The sequence below is a fragment of the Acinetobacter sp. UBA3106 genome, from assembly GCA_002365595.1.
GTDB lineage: Bacteria > Pseudomonadota > Gammaproteobacteria > Pseudomonadales > Moraxellaceae > Acinetobacter.
Genome location: DFAM01000021.1, coordinates 1 through 14,767, shown reverse-complemented (window position 1 = coordinate 14,767; position 14,767 = coordinate 1). Strand labels below are relative to the sequence as shown.

12 protein-coding genes and 1 pseudogene are annotated in these 14,767 nt (G+C 41.7%); 6 read left to right on the top strand and 7 right to left on the bottom strand.

Annotated elements, in window-relative coordinates; translation table 11 throughout:
• Genes B4C48_RS11945 through hrpA form a run of 3 tightly spaced genes read right to left on the bottom strand, consistent with a single transcriptional unit; the run spans position 1 to position 5,796 of the window.
• Entirely contained in the window at positions 1-759 is a 759-nt protein-coding gene (locus B4C48_RS11945; RefSeq protein WP_291356783.1) for a lysophospholipid acyltransferase family protein, read from the bottom strand.
• A gap of 11 nt (positions 760-770) precedes the next feature.
• Positions 771-1,880, bottom strand: coding sequence for a beta-ketoacyl-ACP synthase III (locus tag B4C48_RS11940; protein ID WP_291356781.1), 1,110 nt, complete (start codon positions 1,878-1,880; stop codon positions 771-773).
• A gap of 28 nt (positions 1,881-1,908) precedes the next feature.
• Positions 1,909-5,796 (bottom strand): ATP-dependent RNA helicase HrpA, encoded by a 3,888-nt coding sequence (gene hrpA, locus B4C48_RS11935; RefSeq protein WP_414631513.1) that lies wholly within the window; start codon positions 5,794-5,796, stop codon positions 1,909-1,911.
• Positions 5,797-6,350: 554 nt separating this feature from the next.
• Between hrpA and ahpC the strand changes: the two genes are divergently transcribed.
• Positions 6,351-6,914: an alkyl hydroperoxide reductase subunit C gene (ahpC, locus tag B4C48_RS11930; RefSeq protein WP_291356777.1), complete on the top strand. Its 564-nt coding sequence runs from the start codon at positions 6,351-6,353 to the stop codon at positions 6,912-6,914.
• Positions 6,915-7,000: 86 nt separating this feature from the next.
• Here ahpC and B4C48_RS11925 read toward each other — a convergent pair whose 3' ends face one another.
• Complete coding sequence (locus B4C48_RS11925; protein ID WP_291356775.1) at positions 7,001-8,203, bottom strand: low temperature requirement protein A; 1,203 nt, start codon at positions 8,201-8,203, stop codon at positions 7,001-7,003.
• Between the two features lie 228 nt (positions 8,204-8,431).
• Here B4C48_RS11925 and B4C48_RS11920 point away from each other — a divergent pair, with 228 nt between their 5' ends.
• Positions 8,432-8,638: a KTSC domain-containing protein gene (locus B4C48_RS11920; protein WP_291356774.1), complete on the top strand. Its 207-nt coding sequence runs from the start codon at positions 8,432-8,434 to the stop codon at positions 8,636-8,638.
• A 76-nt stretch (positions 8,639-8,714) separates the two neighbouring features.
• Here the strand turns inward: B4C48_RS11920 and B4C48_RS11915 are convergent, their stop codons facing one another.
• Positions 8,715-9,305 carry an O-methyltransferase gene (locus B4C48_RS11915; RefSeq protein ID WP_291356772.1) on the bottom strand — a complete coding sequence of 197 codons (591 nt, stop codon included), beginning with the start codon at positions 9,303-9,305 and terminating at the stop codon, positions 8,715-8,717.
• A gap of 63 nt (positions 9,306-9,368) precedes the next feature.
• Complete coding sequence (locus B4C48_RS11910) at positions 9,369-9,590, bottom strand: DUF1653 domain-containing protein (protein ID WP_291356770.1); 222 nt, start codon at positions 9,588-9,590, stop codon at positions 9,369-9,371.
• Between the two features lie 278 nt (positions 9,591-9,868).
• Here B4C48_RS11910 and ahpF point away from each other — a divergent pair, with 278 nt between their 5' ends.
• From ahpF to B4C48_RS11890, 4 genes and pseudogenes are all read left to right on the top strand, one after another.
• Positions 9,869-11,431 (top strand): alkyl hydroperoxide reductase subunit F, encoded by a 1,563-nt coding sequence (ahpF, locus tag B4C48_RS11905; protein WP_291356768.1) that lies wholly within the window; start codon positions 9,869-9,871, stop codon positions 11,429-11,431.
• Between the two features lie 196 nt (positions 11,432-11,627).
• Positions 11,628-11,972 (top strand): hypothetical protein, encoded by a 345-nt coding sequence (locus tag B4C48_RS11900; protein WP_291356766.1) that lies wholly within the window; start codon positions 11,628-11,630, stop codon positions 11,970-11,972.
• A 197-nt stretch (positions 11,973-12,169) separates the two neighbouring features.
• Positions 12,170-12,630 (top strand): annotated as a pseudogene (locus tag B4C48_RS11895) (VIT1/CCC1 transporter family protein).
• 195 nt (positions 12,631-12,825) lie between these two features.
• Positions 12,826-14,037, top strand: a complete 1,212-nt coding sequence (locus tag B4C48_RS11890; RefSeq protein WP_291356764.1) for a YeeE/YedE family protein — start codon at positions 12,826-12,828, stop codon at positions 14,035-14,037.
• A 385-nt stretch (positions 14,038-14,422) separates the two neighbouring features.
• Here B4C48_RS11890 and B4C48_RS11885 read toward each other — a convergent pair.
• The coding region (locus tag B4C48_RS11885) for a hypothetical protein (RefSeq protein ID WP_291356763.1) at positions 14,423-14,767 on the bottom strand (345 nt) is incomplete at its 5' end.

Below are 14,767 nucleotides of genomic sequence, written 5' to 3'. Positions count from 1 at the left end.
TCAAACTTTTTCAACTTCACGTTGTTGTTTTAAATATTCTAATCCCGCATAAATTTGCTGCTGAATCTGATCGCGAAAATCGCTTAATTGTTCAGCACTTTCAATATTCATTAGATTTTGCCGCGGCATAAATTGAAAATAAAAAGGTATACGTTTCGGAATGATATTTTTAGGTAAGGATGGAATAACATCGCCATGTCGGAGTAATTTATCCAGCTGCGGTACTTTTAACAGCTTTTGAAACCATTTGCTTTTGATAATCTGATTTGCATCGAATCCAATTTCAAAGACTTCATCCCCACCCAGAGCGGCAAATGGAACGATGTCGTAATTAAATTCCTGTGCCAGTTTCAAAAATCCATAACGCTGTTTCCAGATGAGCTGATAAGCCTCGCCTTTTCTTTTCAAGACCTCACGGCCACCGCCTGGAAAGACCAGGATCGAATAACCTTGCTGCATCGCGGCACGGATATATTCTTTTTCACCGTCAAGCGCACCGAACTTTTTAAATAGCGTTCGCCAAACCGGCAAATAAAAATGGCCATGATCAGCAACACTGACCACAGCCACTTTATGGTAGTTGTAGAGGTAATCAATCAAGATGGGTGAGTCAAACACACCGTACAGGGTATGATTACCGACATACATTGCAGGTTTGGATGCATCAATATGTTCAGCCCCTAAAAAAGTTGGGGTGAAATACAGTTTGGATAACACACTGAGGTGTTTGATCCATCTGGCATCATGCTCAACCTGCAATAGATGATTCCTTATGCTACCACGTGTTTTTGTACCAGAATCGAACCGACCGAATAACCCGCACCGAATGAGCAAAGTACACCGTACTCGCCATCATTCACTTCATGTGCCGTGCGGTGCAATGCAATGATCACACCTGCAGAAGAGGTATTGGCAAATTCATCTAAAATAATAGGTACAAGTGCACGGTCAGCATCTTTACCTACCACGAATTTTAAAATCAGGTCATTCATGCTGGCATTGGCTTGGTGCAACCAGAAACGTTTTACATTCGTCGGTGCAATTTCATTTTTCTCAAGTTGCTTGGTAATGATTTTCGCAACCAGCGGGCAAACTTCTTTAAACACTTTACGGCCGTCTTGACGGAACAGTTTGTCATCTACAACCGCATCTTCACTACGGTTGAGGTAACCGAAGTTGTTGCGGATGTTATTTGAGAACTGGGTAAACAAATGCGTATCTACAATTTCAAAACCGGTTTTAGTGGTTGTGTCTTCAATAATGGATGCTGTAGCAACATCACCAAAGATAAAGTGACAATCACGTGAACGGAAATCGGTATGACCCGAAGTAATCTCGACATTCACTAATAATACACGGCGTGCGCCACATTTAATCGCATCAGCCGCCTGTTTTAAGCCAAAGGTTGCAGCAGAACATGCCACATTCATGTCATAAGCATAACCTTCAATACCCAAAGCAGTTTGAATTTCAATGGCTACAGCAGGATAAGCACGCTGGATGTTTGAACATGAAAGAATCACTACATCGATATCTTCAGCTGTAACACCGGCATTTTCCATCGCTTGTTTAGCCGCAATTACACCCCATTCTGCCTGAATAGAAAGTTCATCATTGCTGCGTTCACGTAAACGTGGATATAAACGTTTTGGATCTAGGATGCCCGATTTTTCAGCAACATAGCGACTTTTAACACCAGATGCTTTTTCAATAAATTCTGCATTGGAACCGCGACGTGCTTCAACTTCACCTGCGGCGATTTTGTCAGCATTGTCGTGGTTAAACTGTTCCACATAAGCATTTAAACTTGCCACTAATTCTTCATTGCTAATGGCTTCTTCTGGGTGATAAAGACCAGTACCGGTAATACGAATGCCCATGTAAAACTCCTGCTAATTTCGCGCTATGTTAACTGACCCCTACTTGATTCCATACTTTTTGCAATCTGGTTGGAGAAACCGGCATTTTTGTTTTCATCGGCTGTGAGAACAGGGAAATACGGAATTCTTCCACCATGAAGTACAGATCTTTCAGGCGAGCGTCATTTTTAAACTTAAACAATTTTTCCATCCATGGGTCAACTTGATCAATGGCAGAATTGTCCCTTTGTAGGTTATTTGGCAAGCGTTCCAAACGCAAGACCAATGCCTTTAAATAGCGTGGAAATTCCTGCCATATATCGGAAGATTTGACATACACACAGTTGGAAAGACTCATCAAATCAAGCTGATCTTCAATGTCATCAATATTTTTCCCAAAGATAGAATCGTCTAAAACCAACAATTTCCGACGAATATCCTGCCATTGGATATAAATATCACTGAGTACAGATAATGCCACTTGACCATGCGTTAGGAAAGATTTTTTTACATTTAAAATCAAGTTTTGAAACTCTTCAGCATTGACAGGTAGCTCATTTATTGTCATCTGAAGTGTGGCATAAACTAACATTTGCTCCAGTTGAGCCTTATCACCCAGCGGTGAATAGGCCAGAGCCAAGGGTTTGGAAATCTGTTTTTTCAGCTGACGGATCAGATCGCCCAACTGCATATACACCAGATGAATCACCCCTTCCCGATGCTGCTTAATGGCTTCTGCCTGATCATTAAAGGTTTGAATCACCACACCTGATTCATCTTTAGTATCGAGCTTTGCAAAAGGTTTTCCTGGAACCAAAGCCTGATATTGCTTAACCACAACCCCTGTCACTTTTTGCGAGGCTTCAAAAGTAAAGTTTTCCGGGAAAGTTTTAAATTCACCTTTAAGCTGTTTCACCGGACTATGGGTTTCAGTTCGGCAACGGGCTTTCAGTTCGGCCAAATCACGGCCTTTTTCAATTACCCGACCCTTTTCATCAATCACTTTAATGAACGGCAGCAAATACTGATCTACACGCGCTAAAGAAAAGTCTTTCTCGGTAATTTGTTCACCACGCAACTGGAAAGCCAAATAACTAAAAATGTGCTCACGTAAATTCACTGCATCAATACGGGAAATTAATTTACGTGCTGTGTCAGGAATCGGCACCAGATTGCGACGTTTATCTTTAGGCAAGGATTTCAATAAGGCTTCAATCAAATCCTGACGCCAGCCTGGTATGCCCCATGACCAGATCTTTTCATCCACCTGTGGCAAGGCCTGTACCGGAATTTTAACCGTTGCGCCATCTTCATCATGACTAGGGTCAAAACGGTAGCTTGCAGCCAAACGTAATGCACCATTGTGTAAATAGTCCGGGAATTGCTGCGTAGTGGGACGGTCATTCATCCACAGCGCATCATCATCAACGAACAAATAACGCGGATTTTGCGGCTCAACTGTGGCACGCCAATCTTCAAAACTTCGACGACTCGCCACTTCTTCAGGAACTTTTGCGGCATAGAACTGATAAATGGTTTCTTCATCCACCACCAGATCGCGACGACGCAGCTTATCTTCTACCCTTTCTACTTCTTCAAGCTTAAGCAGGTTATGCTTCAAGAATGGCGGTATAATACCGAGATTGCCTGTAGTTAGGGCATCGCGCAGAAAAATTTCATGTGCCGCAGTCTGATCGACTTTTTCATAGTTCATCAAACGTTTCGGCTCAATAATCAAGCCAAACAGAGAAATCTGGTCATAGGCATTCACCACCCCGGCTTTCTTCGACCAGTGTGGTTCAAAATAGTGATGCTTGAGCAAATCACGCGCCGCCAGCAGAATCCATTCCGGTTCAATCTTGGCTAGCGTACGTAAATATACCTGAGAGGTTTCCACCATCTCAAACGCCATCACCCACGGCGTATTGGTCTTATGCAAGGTCGAAGCCGGAAAAATACGTGCTTTTTGCTGGCGTACTGCCATAAATACATTACGTTCATCAGTCTTGTTGGCAATAAACGAAAGTAAACCGGTCAGTAAAGCACGGTGCAGGTTTTCATAACTGGCTTTTTTATCATTAAAAGAAAGCTTTAAGCCTTGTGCCAGCTCAAACAATTGTTCGTGAGTTTTTTTCCACTCACGTAAACGTAACCAGCTTAAAAAATGCTGACGGGCAAAATTACGCCGTTTATTTTCGTTCATCGACGCACGATTATTTTGCAAGGTTTCCCATAACTTGATATAGAACAGAAAGTCAGATTCCCCTTCCTTAAACAAGGCATGCTTCTGATCCGCTTGCATCTGTTTATCAGCCGGACGTTCACGTGGGTCTTGCACTGCCAGCGCAGCCACAATAATCAGCACTTCATTCAGTACACCAAAATGTGCTCCACCCAAAATCATACGGGCCAAACGTGGGTCAATCGGCATCTTCGCCATTTGCTGACCGATTTTGGTTAATCCCCCTTGTGTTCCCCCTTTTCCAAAGGGGGAAGAAGTTACAGATTGCTTTTCATCTGTAACTTTAGGGGGATTTTTCTCGTTTAAAGCACCTAGTTCAATCAGTAGTTTGCGGCCATCATTCACCAAACGATGATCTGGCGGTTCGATAAAGTCGAAACTTTCCAGCTCGCCCAGATTCAGGCTTTGCATCTGCAAAATGACCGAGGCCAAGTTGGTACGCTTGATTTCAGGCTCGGTAAATTCAGGACGGCTCTGAAAATCTTCTTCACTATACAGACGAATACAGACACCCGGCGCAATACGGCCACAACGCCCTTTACGCTGATTGGCGGCTGCTTGTGACACGGCTTCAATTGGCAAACGCTGTACCCGCGAGCGATAGCTATAACGTGAAATACGTGCAAAACCGCTGTCGATTACATAGCGAATGTTAGGTACAGTTAAGGCCGTTTCGGCGACGTTGGTGGCAATAATAATGCGTCGACCACTACCCCCAGGACTGAAAATCTTTTGCTGTTCTGCTATTGCTAAACGGGCATATAAAGGCAAAATTTCGGTATGTCTTGGACCATGCTTTTGCAGGGTTTCCTGCAGTTCACGAATTTCCTGTTCGGTACTGGCAAAAATCAGGATATCGGCATGTTCGGGATGGCCTTTTTGCTGTGCATCGGCAAAGCATTCTTCTACCGCCTGAACCACTGCACGCGGCAGGTTTTCTTCAAAGTCATCAAATTCGTCATCATCACTACCGCCAATACTCATTTCTGAAATAGGGCGATAACGCACTTCTACAGGAAAACTGCGCCCTTCGACTTCAAAAATAGGCGCATCAAAAAAGTAGTTGCTAAAACGGTTTACATCTAAGGTTGCTGAAGTAATGATGACTTTTAAATCTTTACGACGTGGCAAGAGCTGTTTTAAATAGCCCATGATAAAGTCGATATTGAGTGAACGCTCATGTGCTTCATCAATAATAATGGTGTCGTATTTGGTTAAGTAACGGTCATTCGCCAGTTCAGCCAGCAAAATACCATCCGTCATTAAACGAACAATCGAGTCTTGGGAACCCTGTTCATTAAAACGGATTTTAAAACCAATCGATTCACCCAGTTTTTCACCCACTTCTTCGGCAATTCGCTGCGACACGCTACGCGCAGCCAAACGTCGCGGTTGAGTATGACCAATCATGCCGGTTAAACCGCGTCCGGCCAGCATGGCAATTTGCGGTAACTGGGTGGTTTTACCGGAACCTGTTTCACCGGCCACAATAATCACTTGATGCTGTTGAATCGCATCAATCAATTTATCGGCATACTGGGTAACGGGAAGGTCTTGATTGAGCTTGATGTTCGGAATACGGGATAGACGCTCACGAACTTTATGATTCGATTTTTCTAACAATTCCTGATACTGTTTTTCGTTCGCATCTTTACCTTTGCGTAGTCGATTTAAACGATGACGGTCACGTGCCATGACCCATTGATCTACATTTAAATGACTTAACACAGATAACTTATCCCAAAACAAAAAATTGAACTGGGTATTTTACGCTGTAACGCTCTCAAGAGAAAGATGAGCAAATGTTTATTCATAGCCTTTGATGTAAACAATCCCTTTAAAGCAGCAAAAAAAAAGTCATCCTATTTGTTAAAATTGACTTATATAACAATAGTTAGCCAGTCGCTTATCTTCAAAGATACCCAGATGATTCATTTATTAACGCTAACTGAATACAACAATAGTCGGGTTTCAGAAAAAGAAATTTACTTTAAAAGATACTTTGCCCTTGAATTTTAAACGCTGAACCTTCATGTTCTTAGGCAAGCTGAAAAACTGATATTTTGTCATTCAATAATGATTTTTAAATGATTGAATAGATAAAGAAGCAGATTTGGTGGAATTGTAGGCTTTATATTAGTAAATTCGGTTTTTCCGATTTCAATAATGTAAAAATACTGTTTCAGCAATAACAAAAAATTCGCTATCCTTTTGGAAATCAAATACAAACCTCAATCATGGAGACAATGATGAGCTTAATTAATACAGAAGTTAAACCATTCAAAGCAACTGCATTCCAAAACGGTCAATTTATTGAAGTGACTGAAGCTGATCTTAAAGGTAAATGGTCTGTAGTATTCTTCTACCCAGCTGACTTCACTTTCGTTTGCCCAACTGAACTAGGTGACCTTGCAGACAACTACGCTGAATTCCAAAAATTAGGTGTTGAAATCTACTCAGTTTCTACTGATACGCATTTCACTCACAAAGCTTGGCACGATTCTTCTGAAGAAATCAAAAAAATCCAATACGTAATGGTTGGTGATGCAAACTGGACACTTGCTAAAAACTTTGATGTATTAATCGAAGCTGATGGTCTTGCTGACCGTGGTACTTTCGTTATCGATCCTGAAGGTAAAATCCAGATCGTTGAAATCAACGCTGGTGGTGTTGGCCGTGATGCTCAAGAACTTCTTCGTAAAGTTAAAGCAGCTCAATACGTTCACGCTCACCCAGGTGAAGTTTGCCCAGCTAAATGGAAAGAAGGCGATGCTACTTTAGCTCCTTCAATCGACCTAGTGGGTAAAATCTAATCTCGTTTAGATTGCCCTGATATAAAAAACCGCGCTTTTGGCGCGGTTTTGTTTTAGTTTTTATCTTTTGCTTTTATATTTTTAAATTAATGCATGTCCTGAACTGCAGAATTTTCAATTTCAGACTGTTCCGATTTAAATAACCATTTTGAAAAAACCAGGCGTAAACCATACACCAAAGCCATCATAAAAACACAATAGCCAATCGGCTGAATCAAAAACGGAATCACAAAAATGACCAATGCCGTTAATGGATAAAACCATTTCCCCAAACCGGTTAAAAATGGCAAATCATGTAATAACCACAGACTAAAACTGTAAACGATTAAAGTCATGGCAACAATAAAGCCCGCATATTGATGACTAATTTCAGTATGAGAAGCTGCCACATCCACCGCTGCTGCCAAAGCTGCACCTACCGAAGCAATCGCAATAAAAATAAAGAAATGTCCATATCCCCAAAAAAACACCCGTCTATGATTATTCAAACGACCATGAATAGCCCGATCAAAATACATCCACCACATGGTAAACATCATCATGACACCACCCACTGTCATAAAAATCAGTTCGGTATTAATGACCTGATGTTTAAAGGCATCAGATACCGCTTTAAAACTTGCAACAATTGACTCACCCAGCACGATAATCGTGAGCAAGGAATAACGCTCCGCTATATGATGCGGATGCCAAGGGGTTTTGCCATATTTTTCTGCAGTAAAGGGTATAGACATTTCTGCCAAAGCTAAGGCCACAAAAAAATGCACAGTAAAATCAATCGGTGAAAAATGAAAAAATAACCATCCCACTTGAATAATGGCAATTCCAATGACATAACGATAAATTGTACTGCGTCGTTCCGGGTCATGTTTGGCAGCGCGTAGCCACTGTAAAATCAGTACCGTCCGCATAATGACATAACCCAAAATAATGATGTCAAAATCAGCTTTTTGAAATGCCAGCGGAATACCAGCTGCAATGACCAATGCTCCAAGCATTTGTACCATCGTCATTAAACGATATAGCGTATCGTCATTATCATAGGCAGAGGCAAACCAGGTAAAGTTCATCCAGGACCACCACAAAGCAAAAAACACCATACAATACAAGGGCAAGCTCTGTATGAGATGATTTTCAATAATCGCGTGATGCAACTGTTGACCTGCTGATGCAATAGCCACTACAAAAATCAGGTCGAATAAAAGCTCCAGTGATGTTGCCACCCGATGCTGCTCCGTGACATCACGTGGTTGCATCGGTTTGAGACTTTTCAGAAAAAATGTCGACATAAAAACCCCTATTATTTTAATAAAGCGACATCATGCTGTTTTTAAGGAATGCTCTGCGCATAATCGTTTTAATCAGTCTAATTTATGCTGTTAAAAAAACAGAATACTAAATCTCAAAATTAGACTACCTTCCACTTTTTATTTCTGCTATACATCAGTTATGACCTTTTTAAGGTCATGCTCAGTAAGACATCAACAGACTTTGGTCATACAAAAAATGAGGTGCTTATGGGAACACTGAATGCAGTAACATCTTGGAAATACAGTGCATCATCACGCTATTTAAAAATTTTTTACGATAATGGCTCTGGCGATTTATATTACCCTGTACCGCCTTTTATTTACGATAATTTGCTGCGATGTCATGACAAAGCTGCTTTTGTGCATAAATATCTAGAATACGACTTACATTTTTCTCGGGTGTCGATTGATTAAATACATCAGTCATTAAAAAATCAGGGCCTTGCCCTGATTTTGATATATGCGTTCATAAAATTCGCAGCATGCGCGCTTATTTATAACAGATCATAAATAACCCCGCTCCTTTCGACAGAGTCAGGGTGAGAAAACGTCCATCATTTTTGACTAATTCGATAAATTCTTTCACTTCTGCCGCATGAGAAATCACATTGTCGACAATCAAAACCCCGCCTTGCGGATCAATCATATGTTGCAGATAGGCCCAATAATCGACATACGCATCGCGCTCGGCATCTAACAAAATAAAATCATACTGACTGGTACTGTTTTCCAAAAACTCTTGAGCATCTCCCACCCAAAAATCAATATATTCATCCAGTGCCAATTCTTGAGCATATTGCTGTGCTTGAGCGGTTCGTGAAGGATCAATTTCGAGTGTGGTCACATGACCTTGGGTCTGCTGTGCAGCATTGGCAAGCCATAACGTCGAATAACCGGTAGAAGTTCCCACTTCTAAAATTTTTTTCGACTGTTGAATACGAATTTGCATCGCCAAAAATAATGCAGAATCCGGCTCAATATTACGGTAGCGCTGAATACGATCGGTTTGTAAAGCATCAAATTTGATAAAACCTTGATACAACTCCTGCATCCGTGTTTGAAAAGCCAAATTCATGCTCATATCAGAGGTCCCTATACATTGCAATTATTTTGAGTCTAACCGATCCATGACGAAAATCTATATCTATGCCGTTTCTTGAATCAATTTAAATCTGGGAAAAATTTCACCGTTCGCGAGAGTGACGGTTTCCTGAAACATCTCTAAAGGACGCACCCACATCGAATAATCACCATATAGGCATTGATACACTACAAGCTTTTCACGCGTTTCACTATGCGTTGCCACATGAAAAACCTGATATAAATTGCCTTTATAATGTTGATAAATTCCAGATTTAAGATCCATTTATTATTGCCCATAAAAAACTGGCTTTTATCATAATCAAAAAATTTCCTGATCATGAGTTAAATTTAATTATTTTCCTAAAAATCAAGAATAATTACTTGAAGATTCACATTAAACCTTCATGTAATAAAAAGATCTTTTTGGTAAAAGTTACTTATAACAATCTCATAATCTATTAAACCGATCGTTTTTATAAAAATGAAAAGTTTTACCTATTCAATTATTTCCCCTATTATAGCTTTATTAAATAAGCATTTACTCCCTTGGAGACGTTAGCCATGTTAGACCAAAATACTTCAGCGCAACTGAAAACCTTATTAGAACGTCTGGAAAGCCCGATTGAACTGGTCGCGACTTTAGATGCTTCAGACAAGTCGGACAAAATCAGGGAACTGGTGACTGAAATTGCCGCGCTGTCGGATCAGGTGACTGCCCGTTTTGATGGCAACAACAAACGTGCACCGAGCTTTGGGGTGGCGAAAGTCGGTGAACAGCCACGAGTCAACTTTGCCGGCCTGCCGATGGGACACGAATTTACCTCTTTAATTTTAGCCTTGTTGCAAGTGTCGGGTTATGCAGCCAAAGTATCGGATGAGATGTTGGCGCAGATCAAAGGCCTGAATCTGACTGATGATTTCGAGGTGTTTGTCTCGTTAAGCTGCCATAACTGTCCGGACGTGGTACAGGCGCTCAACCTGATTGCCATTCACAATCCGGGTGCAACAGCGACCATGATTGACGGGGCTTTCTTCCAGGAGGAAGTGGAACAGCGCAAAATCATGGCGGTACCGATGCTGTTCCAGAATGGTGAACATATCGGTCAGGGCCGCATGACGTTGGAAGAAATCGTATCCAAACTGGATACCGGTTCATCGGCCAAAGAGGCAGAGAAACTGAATGCCAAAGACGCTTTTGATGTGCTGGTGATTGGCGGCGGACCTGCAGGCAACACTGCTGCAATCTATGCCGCGCGTAAAGGCATTCAGACCGGGATTGTGGCAGAACGCTTTGGCGGTCAGGTCATGGATACCATGGACATTGAAAACTACACTTCAGTGCAGAAAACCCAAGGGCCGAAATTTGCCGCTGAAATGGAAGCGCATGTGCGTGCTTATGATGTCGACATCATGAACCTGCAAAAAGTCGCGGCGATTAAAGGTGCCGATGAAACCGCGAATGGTCTGGTGGAAGTAACGCTGGAAAATGGCGCGAAGCTGGAATCGAAAACCATCATCCTGTCGACCGGTGCCCGCTGGAGAGAGATGAATGTTCCAGGTGAGCAGGAATACAAAACCCGTGGTGTGGCCTACTGCCCGCACTGTGACGGTCCATTGTTCAAAGGCAAACGTGTGGCGGTGATTGGCGGCGGGAACTCGGGTGTCGAAGCCGCGATTGATCTGGCCGGGATTGTCGAGCATGTGACTTTAGTTGAATTTGATACCAAACTGCGTGCCGATCAGGTCTTGCAGGACAAGCTCAACAGCTTGCCGAACACCACCGTGATCATGAATGCACTTTCAACTGAAGTGATCGGTGACGGTTCACAGGTGACGGCGCTGAAATATAAAGACCGTGCCACTGATGAAGAGCACACGGTGGAACTGGCGGGAATCTTTGTGCAGATCGGTTTGTTACCAAACACCGACTTCTTGAAAGCATCCAAAGTGGAACTTTCCAACCGCGGCGAGATTGTGATTAATGACCGCAACGAAACCAGTGTCAAAGGGGTGTTTGCTGCGGGTGACTGTACCACCGTGCCGTACAAGCAGATCATCATCGCCACCGGCGAAGGTGCCAAAGCTTCACTGTCTGCTTTTGATTACATTATCCGTAACGCGTAATTAAAAAGTCAAAACGCAGAATTTGTTTTATCTGGTTTATATCTCTGCTCTAGAGATATAAGCCTTTTTTTTCACTCATTTTTTTATAAAAAATAATTACATTTAATTAACAATTTTCGCTCATTATTTATGCTTTTTTTTAGTTATATTCGAAATACCCTATTTAGGTGGGTGCCACAATTAGAAGGAAATGAAAATGAATAAATTGCTTATTGCTTTAGGTCTTGCTGCTACCGTTGCCCTAGTGGGCTGTAATAAACAAGAAGCACCAGAAACCGGTGCAACCACAGGTGAGCATCTTGAAAATGCAGCCAATCAAGCAAGTCATGATATTTCTGATGCGACAAAGGAAGCAGAAGCTAAAACTCAGGCTGCTGCTGAGGAAGCAACCTCTAAAATTGAGGCAGCTGGTGATGAAGCTGCAGCTAAAACTGAGGCCGCAGCTGAAAATGTTAAAGAAGCAGCGAAAGACGGCACTGCTAAGGCTGCCGGTGCTGTAGAAGAAGGTGCTTCTAATGTTCGAGAAAGAGCTCAACAATAATGTGAATCATTAAAATAAAAAAGCTCCTTTTTTAAGGAGCTTTTTTATTGATGAATCTTACTTTTTTTATTTAGCTTTTTTATTCAGCTTTTTTTTTATGACAGTTTTAATAAATAATGATTAAGTACAAGCATATGTCACGTTCTTATCATCTAAAAAAACACTATATTCAAAGAACAGGCTGATTACATGCTGCTGTGCTCGACGCCAATGATGCAATTATTTGGTTACCAGCCTTATTATAGGGATGGCTGCCAGTGGTACATCTTCACATATTTTACTCATTACCTACCCTCATCCTGAACATGAACTGAAAGAACTGACCCAAATTTATATTCAACGTGGTTTAAATGCTGAATTGGCAAACGAAGTTGCAGTTCAACTTACGGCTAACCATGCCCGGGAAGCACATGCACGGGATGAAATTGGTATTCATGAAAATACTCCAGCGAATCCATTACAAGCGACAGGTTCCTCTACTCTTGCATTTTCCGTGGGTGCATTATTTCTGATATTCTCAATTCTAATTATCCCCGAGCATTATGTGTCTAGCGTAGTGATGATTGTAGGTATTTCTTCATTAGCATTATGAGGTGCTTTGTGCGGTCATTTTGCAGGTACATCTAAATTGAAGGGAAGTATGCGTATCACCATCTAGAGGATTATTGCAATGCTCTTTGCTGCCTGGATTGGATTACTATTTAATGTGCAGCCCATTTAATTGATTTATTTTACTGATATGGCAAATCAATTATTTTCAATTAAATATCTTATAATCTATCAGTTTTAATAATATTAAACGTGAAGAATCAATTAAAATATACAGATTAATTTAATTAGTTTCTATACTCCCATGTCTGTTATTGCTGCAAAATCCAATCGATCGAATCTGTCGATTTGGGTTGCTCTTTTTTTATTACTGATAGGTACGCTAGGTGCCTATCAAGTTGTTGGTCTTAATCAAGCCTTATTATTCCTGGTGGGTGGAGCTTTAGGCATGACGCTATATCATGCCTCATTTGGTTTCACTTCTAGCTGGCGGGTTTTTATTAAAGAACGTCGTGGTCGTGGTTTACGTGCCCAGATGATCATGCTAGGCCTTGCAGTATTGCTGTTCTTCCCGGCTTTAGGGGTAGGCGAATTGTTCGGCAATCCGGTTAAAGGTAATGTCAGCCCTGTTTCCATGTCTGTGATGATTGGTGCTTTTATCTTTGGTATAGGCATGCAATTGGGTGGCGGCTGTGCTTCGGGTACGCTTTACACCGTGGGTGGCGGTAGCGCGCGCATGATTGTGACCCTGATTTTCTTCTGCCTAGGCTCTTTAATTGCTACCACGCATTTAGACTGGTGGTTTAATCTGCCGCATCTTGAACCGATTTCGATTGTGTCGAGTTTAGGTGTAATCCCTGCACTCATTGTCAGTTTTGTCCTGTTCGCTGCGATTGCACTTGCAACCATCTTTTTTGAGAAAAAACGTCATGGTTCACTTGAAGTGGAGCCTGTTGCCGAGACTCAAGGTTTTAAACGTTTCTTACGTGGTCCATGGCCGCTGATTTGGGGAGGGATTATTCTTACCCTGCTCAACTTTGCTACTTTAGCTTTAGCTGGTCGTCCTTGGGGTGTAACTTCTGCACTTGCAGTTTGGGCAGCCAAATCAGCCAGTTTTATCGGCGTAGATGTGGCTTCTTGGGCTTATTGGCAACAACCTGGTAATGCCAAAGCTTTGTCTGAATCATTATGGTTCGATATTACTTCAATGATGAACTTCGGCATTATGCTGGGTGCCTTATTGGCGGCAAGCCTTGCCGGTAAATTTGCACCGAATTTGAATATTCCAAAACGTTCACTGATAGCTGCTGTGCTAGGCGGCTTATTACTCGGCTATGGTGCACGTCTCGCATATGGCTGTAATATTGGCGCTTACTTTAGCGGTATTGCCTCTGGGAGTGTGCATGGCTGGATATGGCTGATTTTTGCCTTTATTGGTAACGGTATTGGCGTGAAGCTTCGTCCAATCTTCTTCCCGCGCGAACGACCACAACCTGAAAAACTAACCGGTTGTTAAGTCCAATTTCAGCATATAAAAAGCCCGTCCAGTGATGTAATGCCAGTCAGTTAAGAAATTGACTGGCATTTTCTTTTTTTAAATTCATGACTGTAGTTGATATGTAGAAAAGTCATTCGCAACTGTTTTGAGGCAGGACTACATTTAAAAATGATTGTTTCTGCGACAAATTTACTAATTGATAGTAGCTGACGAGTTTTGCGGATGACAAATGCCTTTGGTTACTTTGGGCGAAACCAAAGTAACAAATGAGCTGCAAAGTTTTGATTTAAAAAGGTAAGACTCCGCCATGAATTACCAAAAATTAAAGAGTTTATTTCTAAACTCCTTAACAGATCAGCATTACATACAACGATGGGCTTTTTTTGATTTATGCTATTTTTAATTAATGCAGCGCCGCTTTTAAATTGCAGCCAAAGCCCATAATTTCCTGAGCCTGACGGTATGAAGTATAACGATTTAAAATAAAGTCATAAAACTGATCAGCATCGACAAAACTTTTGCTGAGATTTTCATCCTGCGCATGAGGTAATTTCACCTGTCCGACGAACTGCAGGTTTTGATGGCCTAGATGATACATCTCGGCAAAATAGCCATTCATCATTTGACAATAAGCCTGTTTGACCGGTTTTAAAGAGGTACTGCTCACCGCATGCAGGTTTAAAGTCTGCAACTGATTGACATCAAGGAGCGACTGGTCTGAAAAGGCAATATTGTTGCTTTTTTTAAA

What these genes read in the sequence shown, in the direction of transcription:
- hrpA (WP_414631513.1), bottom strand. Translation starts at nt 5,796, where the DNA reads ATGGCACGTGACCGTCATCGTTTAAATCGACTACGCAAAGGTAAAGAT.
- ahpC (WP_291356777.1), top strand. Translation starts at nt 6,351, where the DNA reads ATGAGCTTAATTAATACAGAAGTTAAACCATTCAAAGCAACTGCATTC.
- B4C48_RS11910 (WP_291356770.1), bottom strand. Translation starts at nt 9,590, where the DNA reads ATGGATCTTAAATCTGGAATTTATCAACATTATAAAGGCAATTTATAT.
- B4C48_RS11900 (WP_291356766.1), top strand. Translation starts at nt 11,628, where the DNA reads ATGAATAAATTGCTTATTGCTTTAGGTCTTGCTGCTACCGTTGCCCTA.
- B4C48_RS11890 (WP_291356764.1), top strand. Translation starts at nt 12,826, where the DNA reads ATGTCTGTTATTGCTGCAAAATCCAATCGATCGAATCTGTCGATTTGG.
- B4C48_RS11915 (WP_291356772.1), bottom strand. Translation starts at nt 9,305, where the DNA reads ATGAGCATGAATTTGGCTTTTCAAACACGGATGCAGGAGTTGTATCAA.
- B4C48_RS11920 (WP_291356774.1), top strand. Translation starts at nt 8,432, where the DNA reads ATGGGAACACTGAATGCAGTAACATCTTGGAAATACAGTGCATCATCA.
- ahpF (WP_291356768.1), top strand. Translation starts at nt 9,869, where the DNA reads ATGTTAGACCAAAATACTTCAGCGCAACTGAAAACCTTATTAGAACGT.
- B4C48_RS11940 (WP_291356781.1), bottom strand. Translation starts at nt 1,880, where the DNA reads ATGGGCATTCGTATTACCGGTACTGGTCTTTATCACCCAGAAGAAGCC.
- B4C48_RS11925 (WP_291356775.1), bottom strand. Translation starts at nt 8,203, where the DNA reads ATGTCGACATTTTTTCTGAAAAGTCTCAAACCGATGCAACCACGTGAT.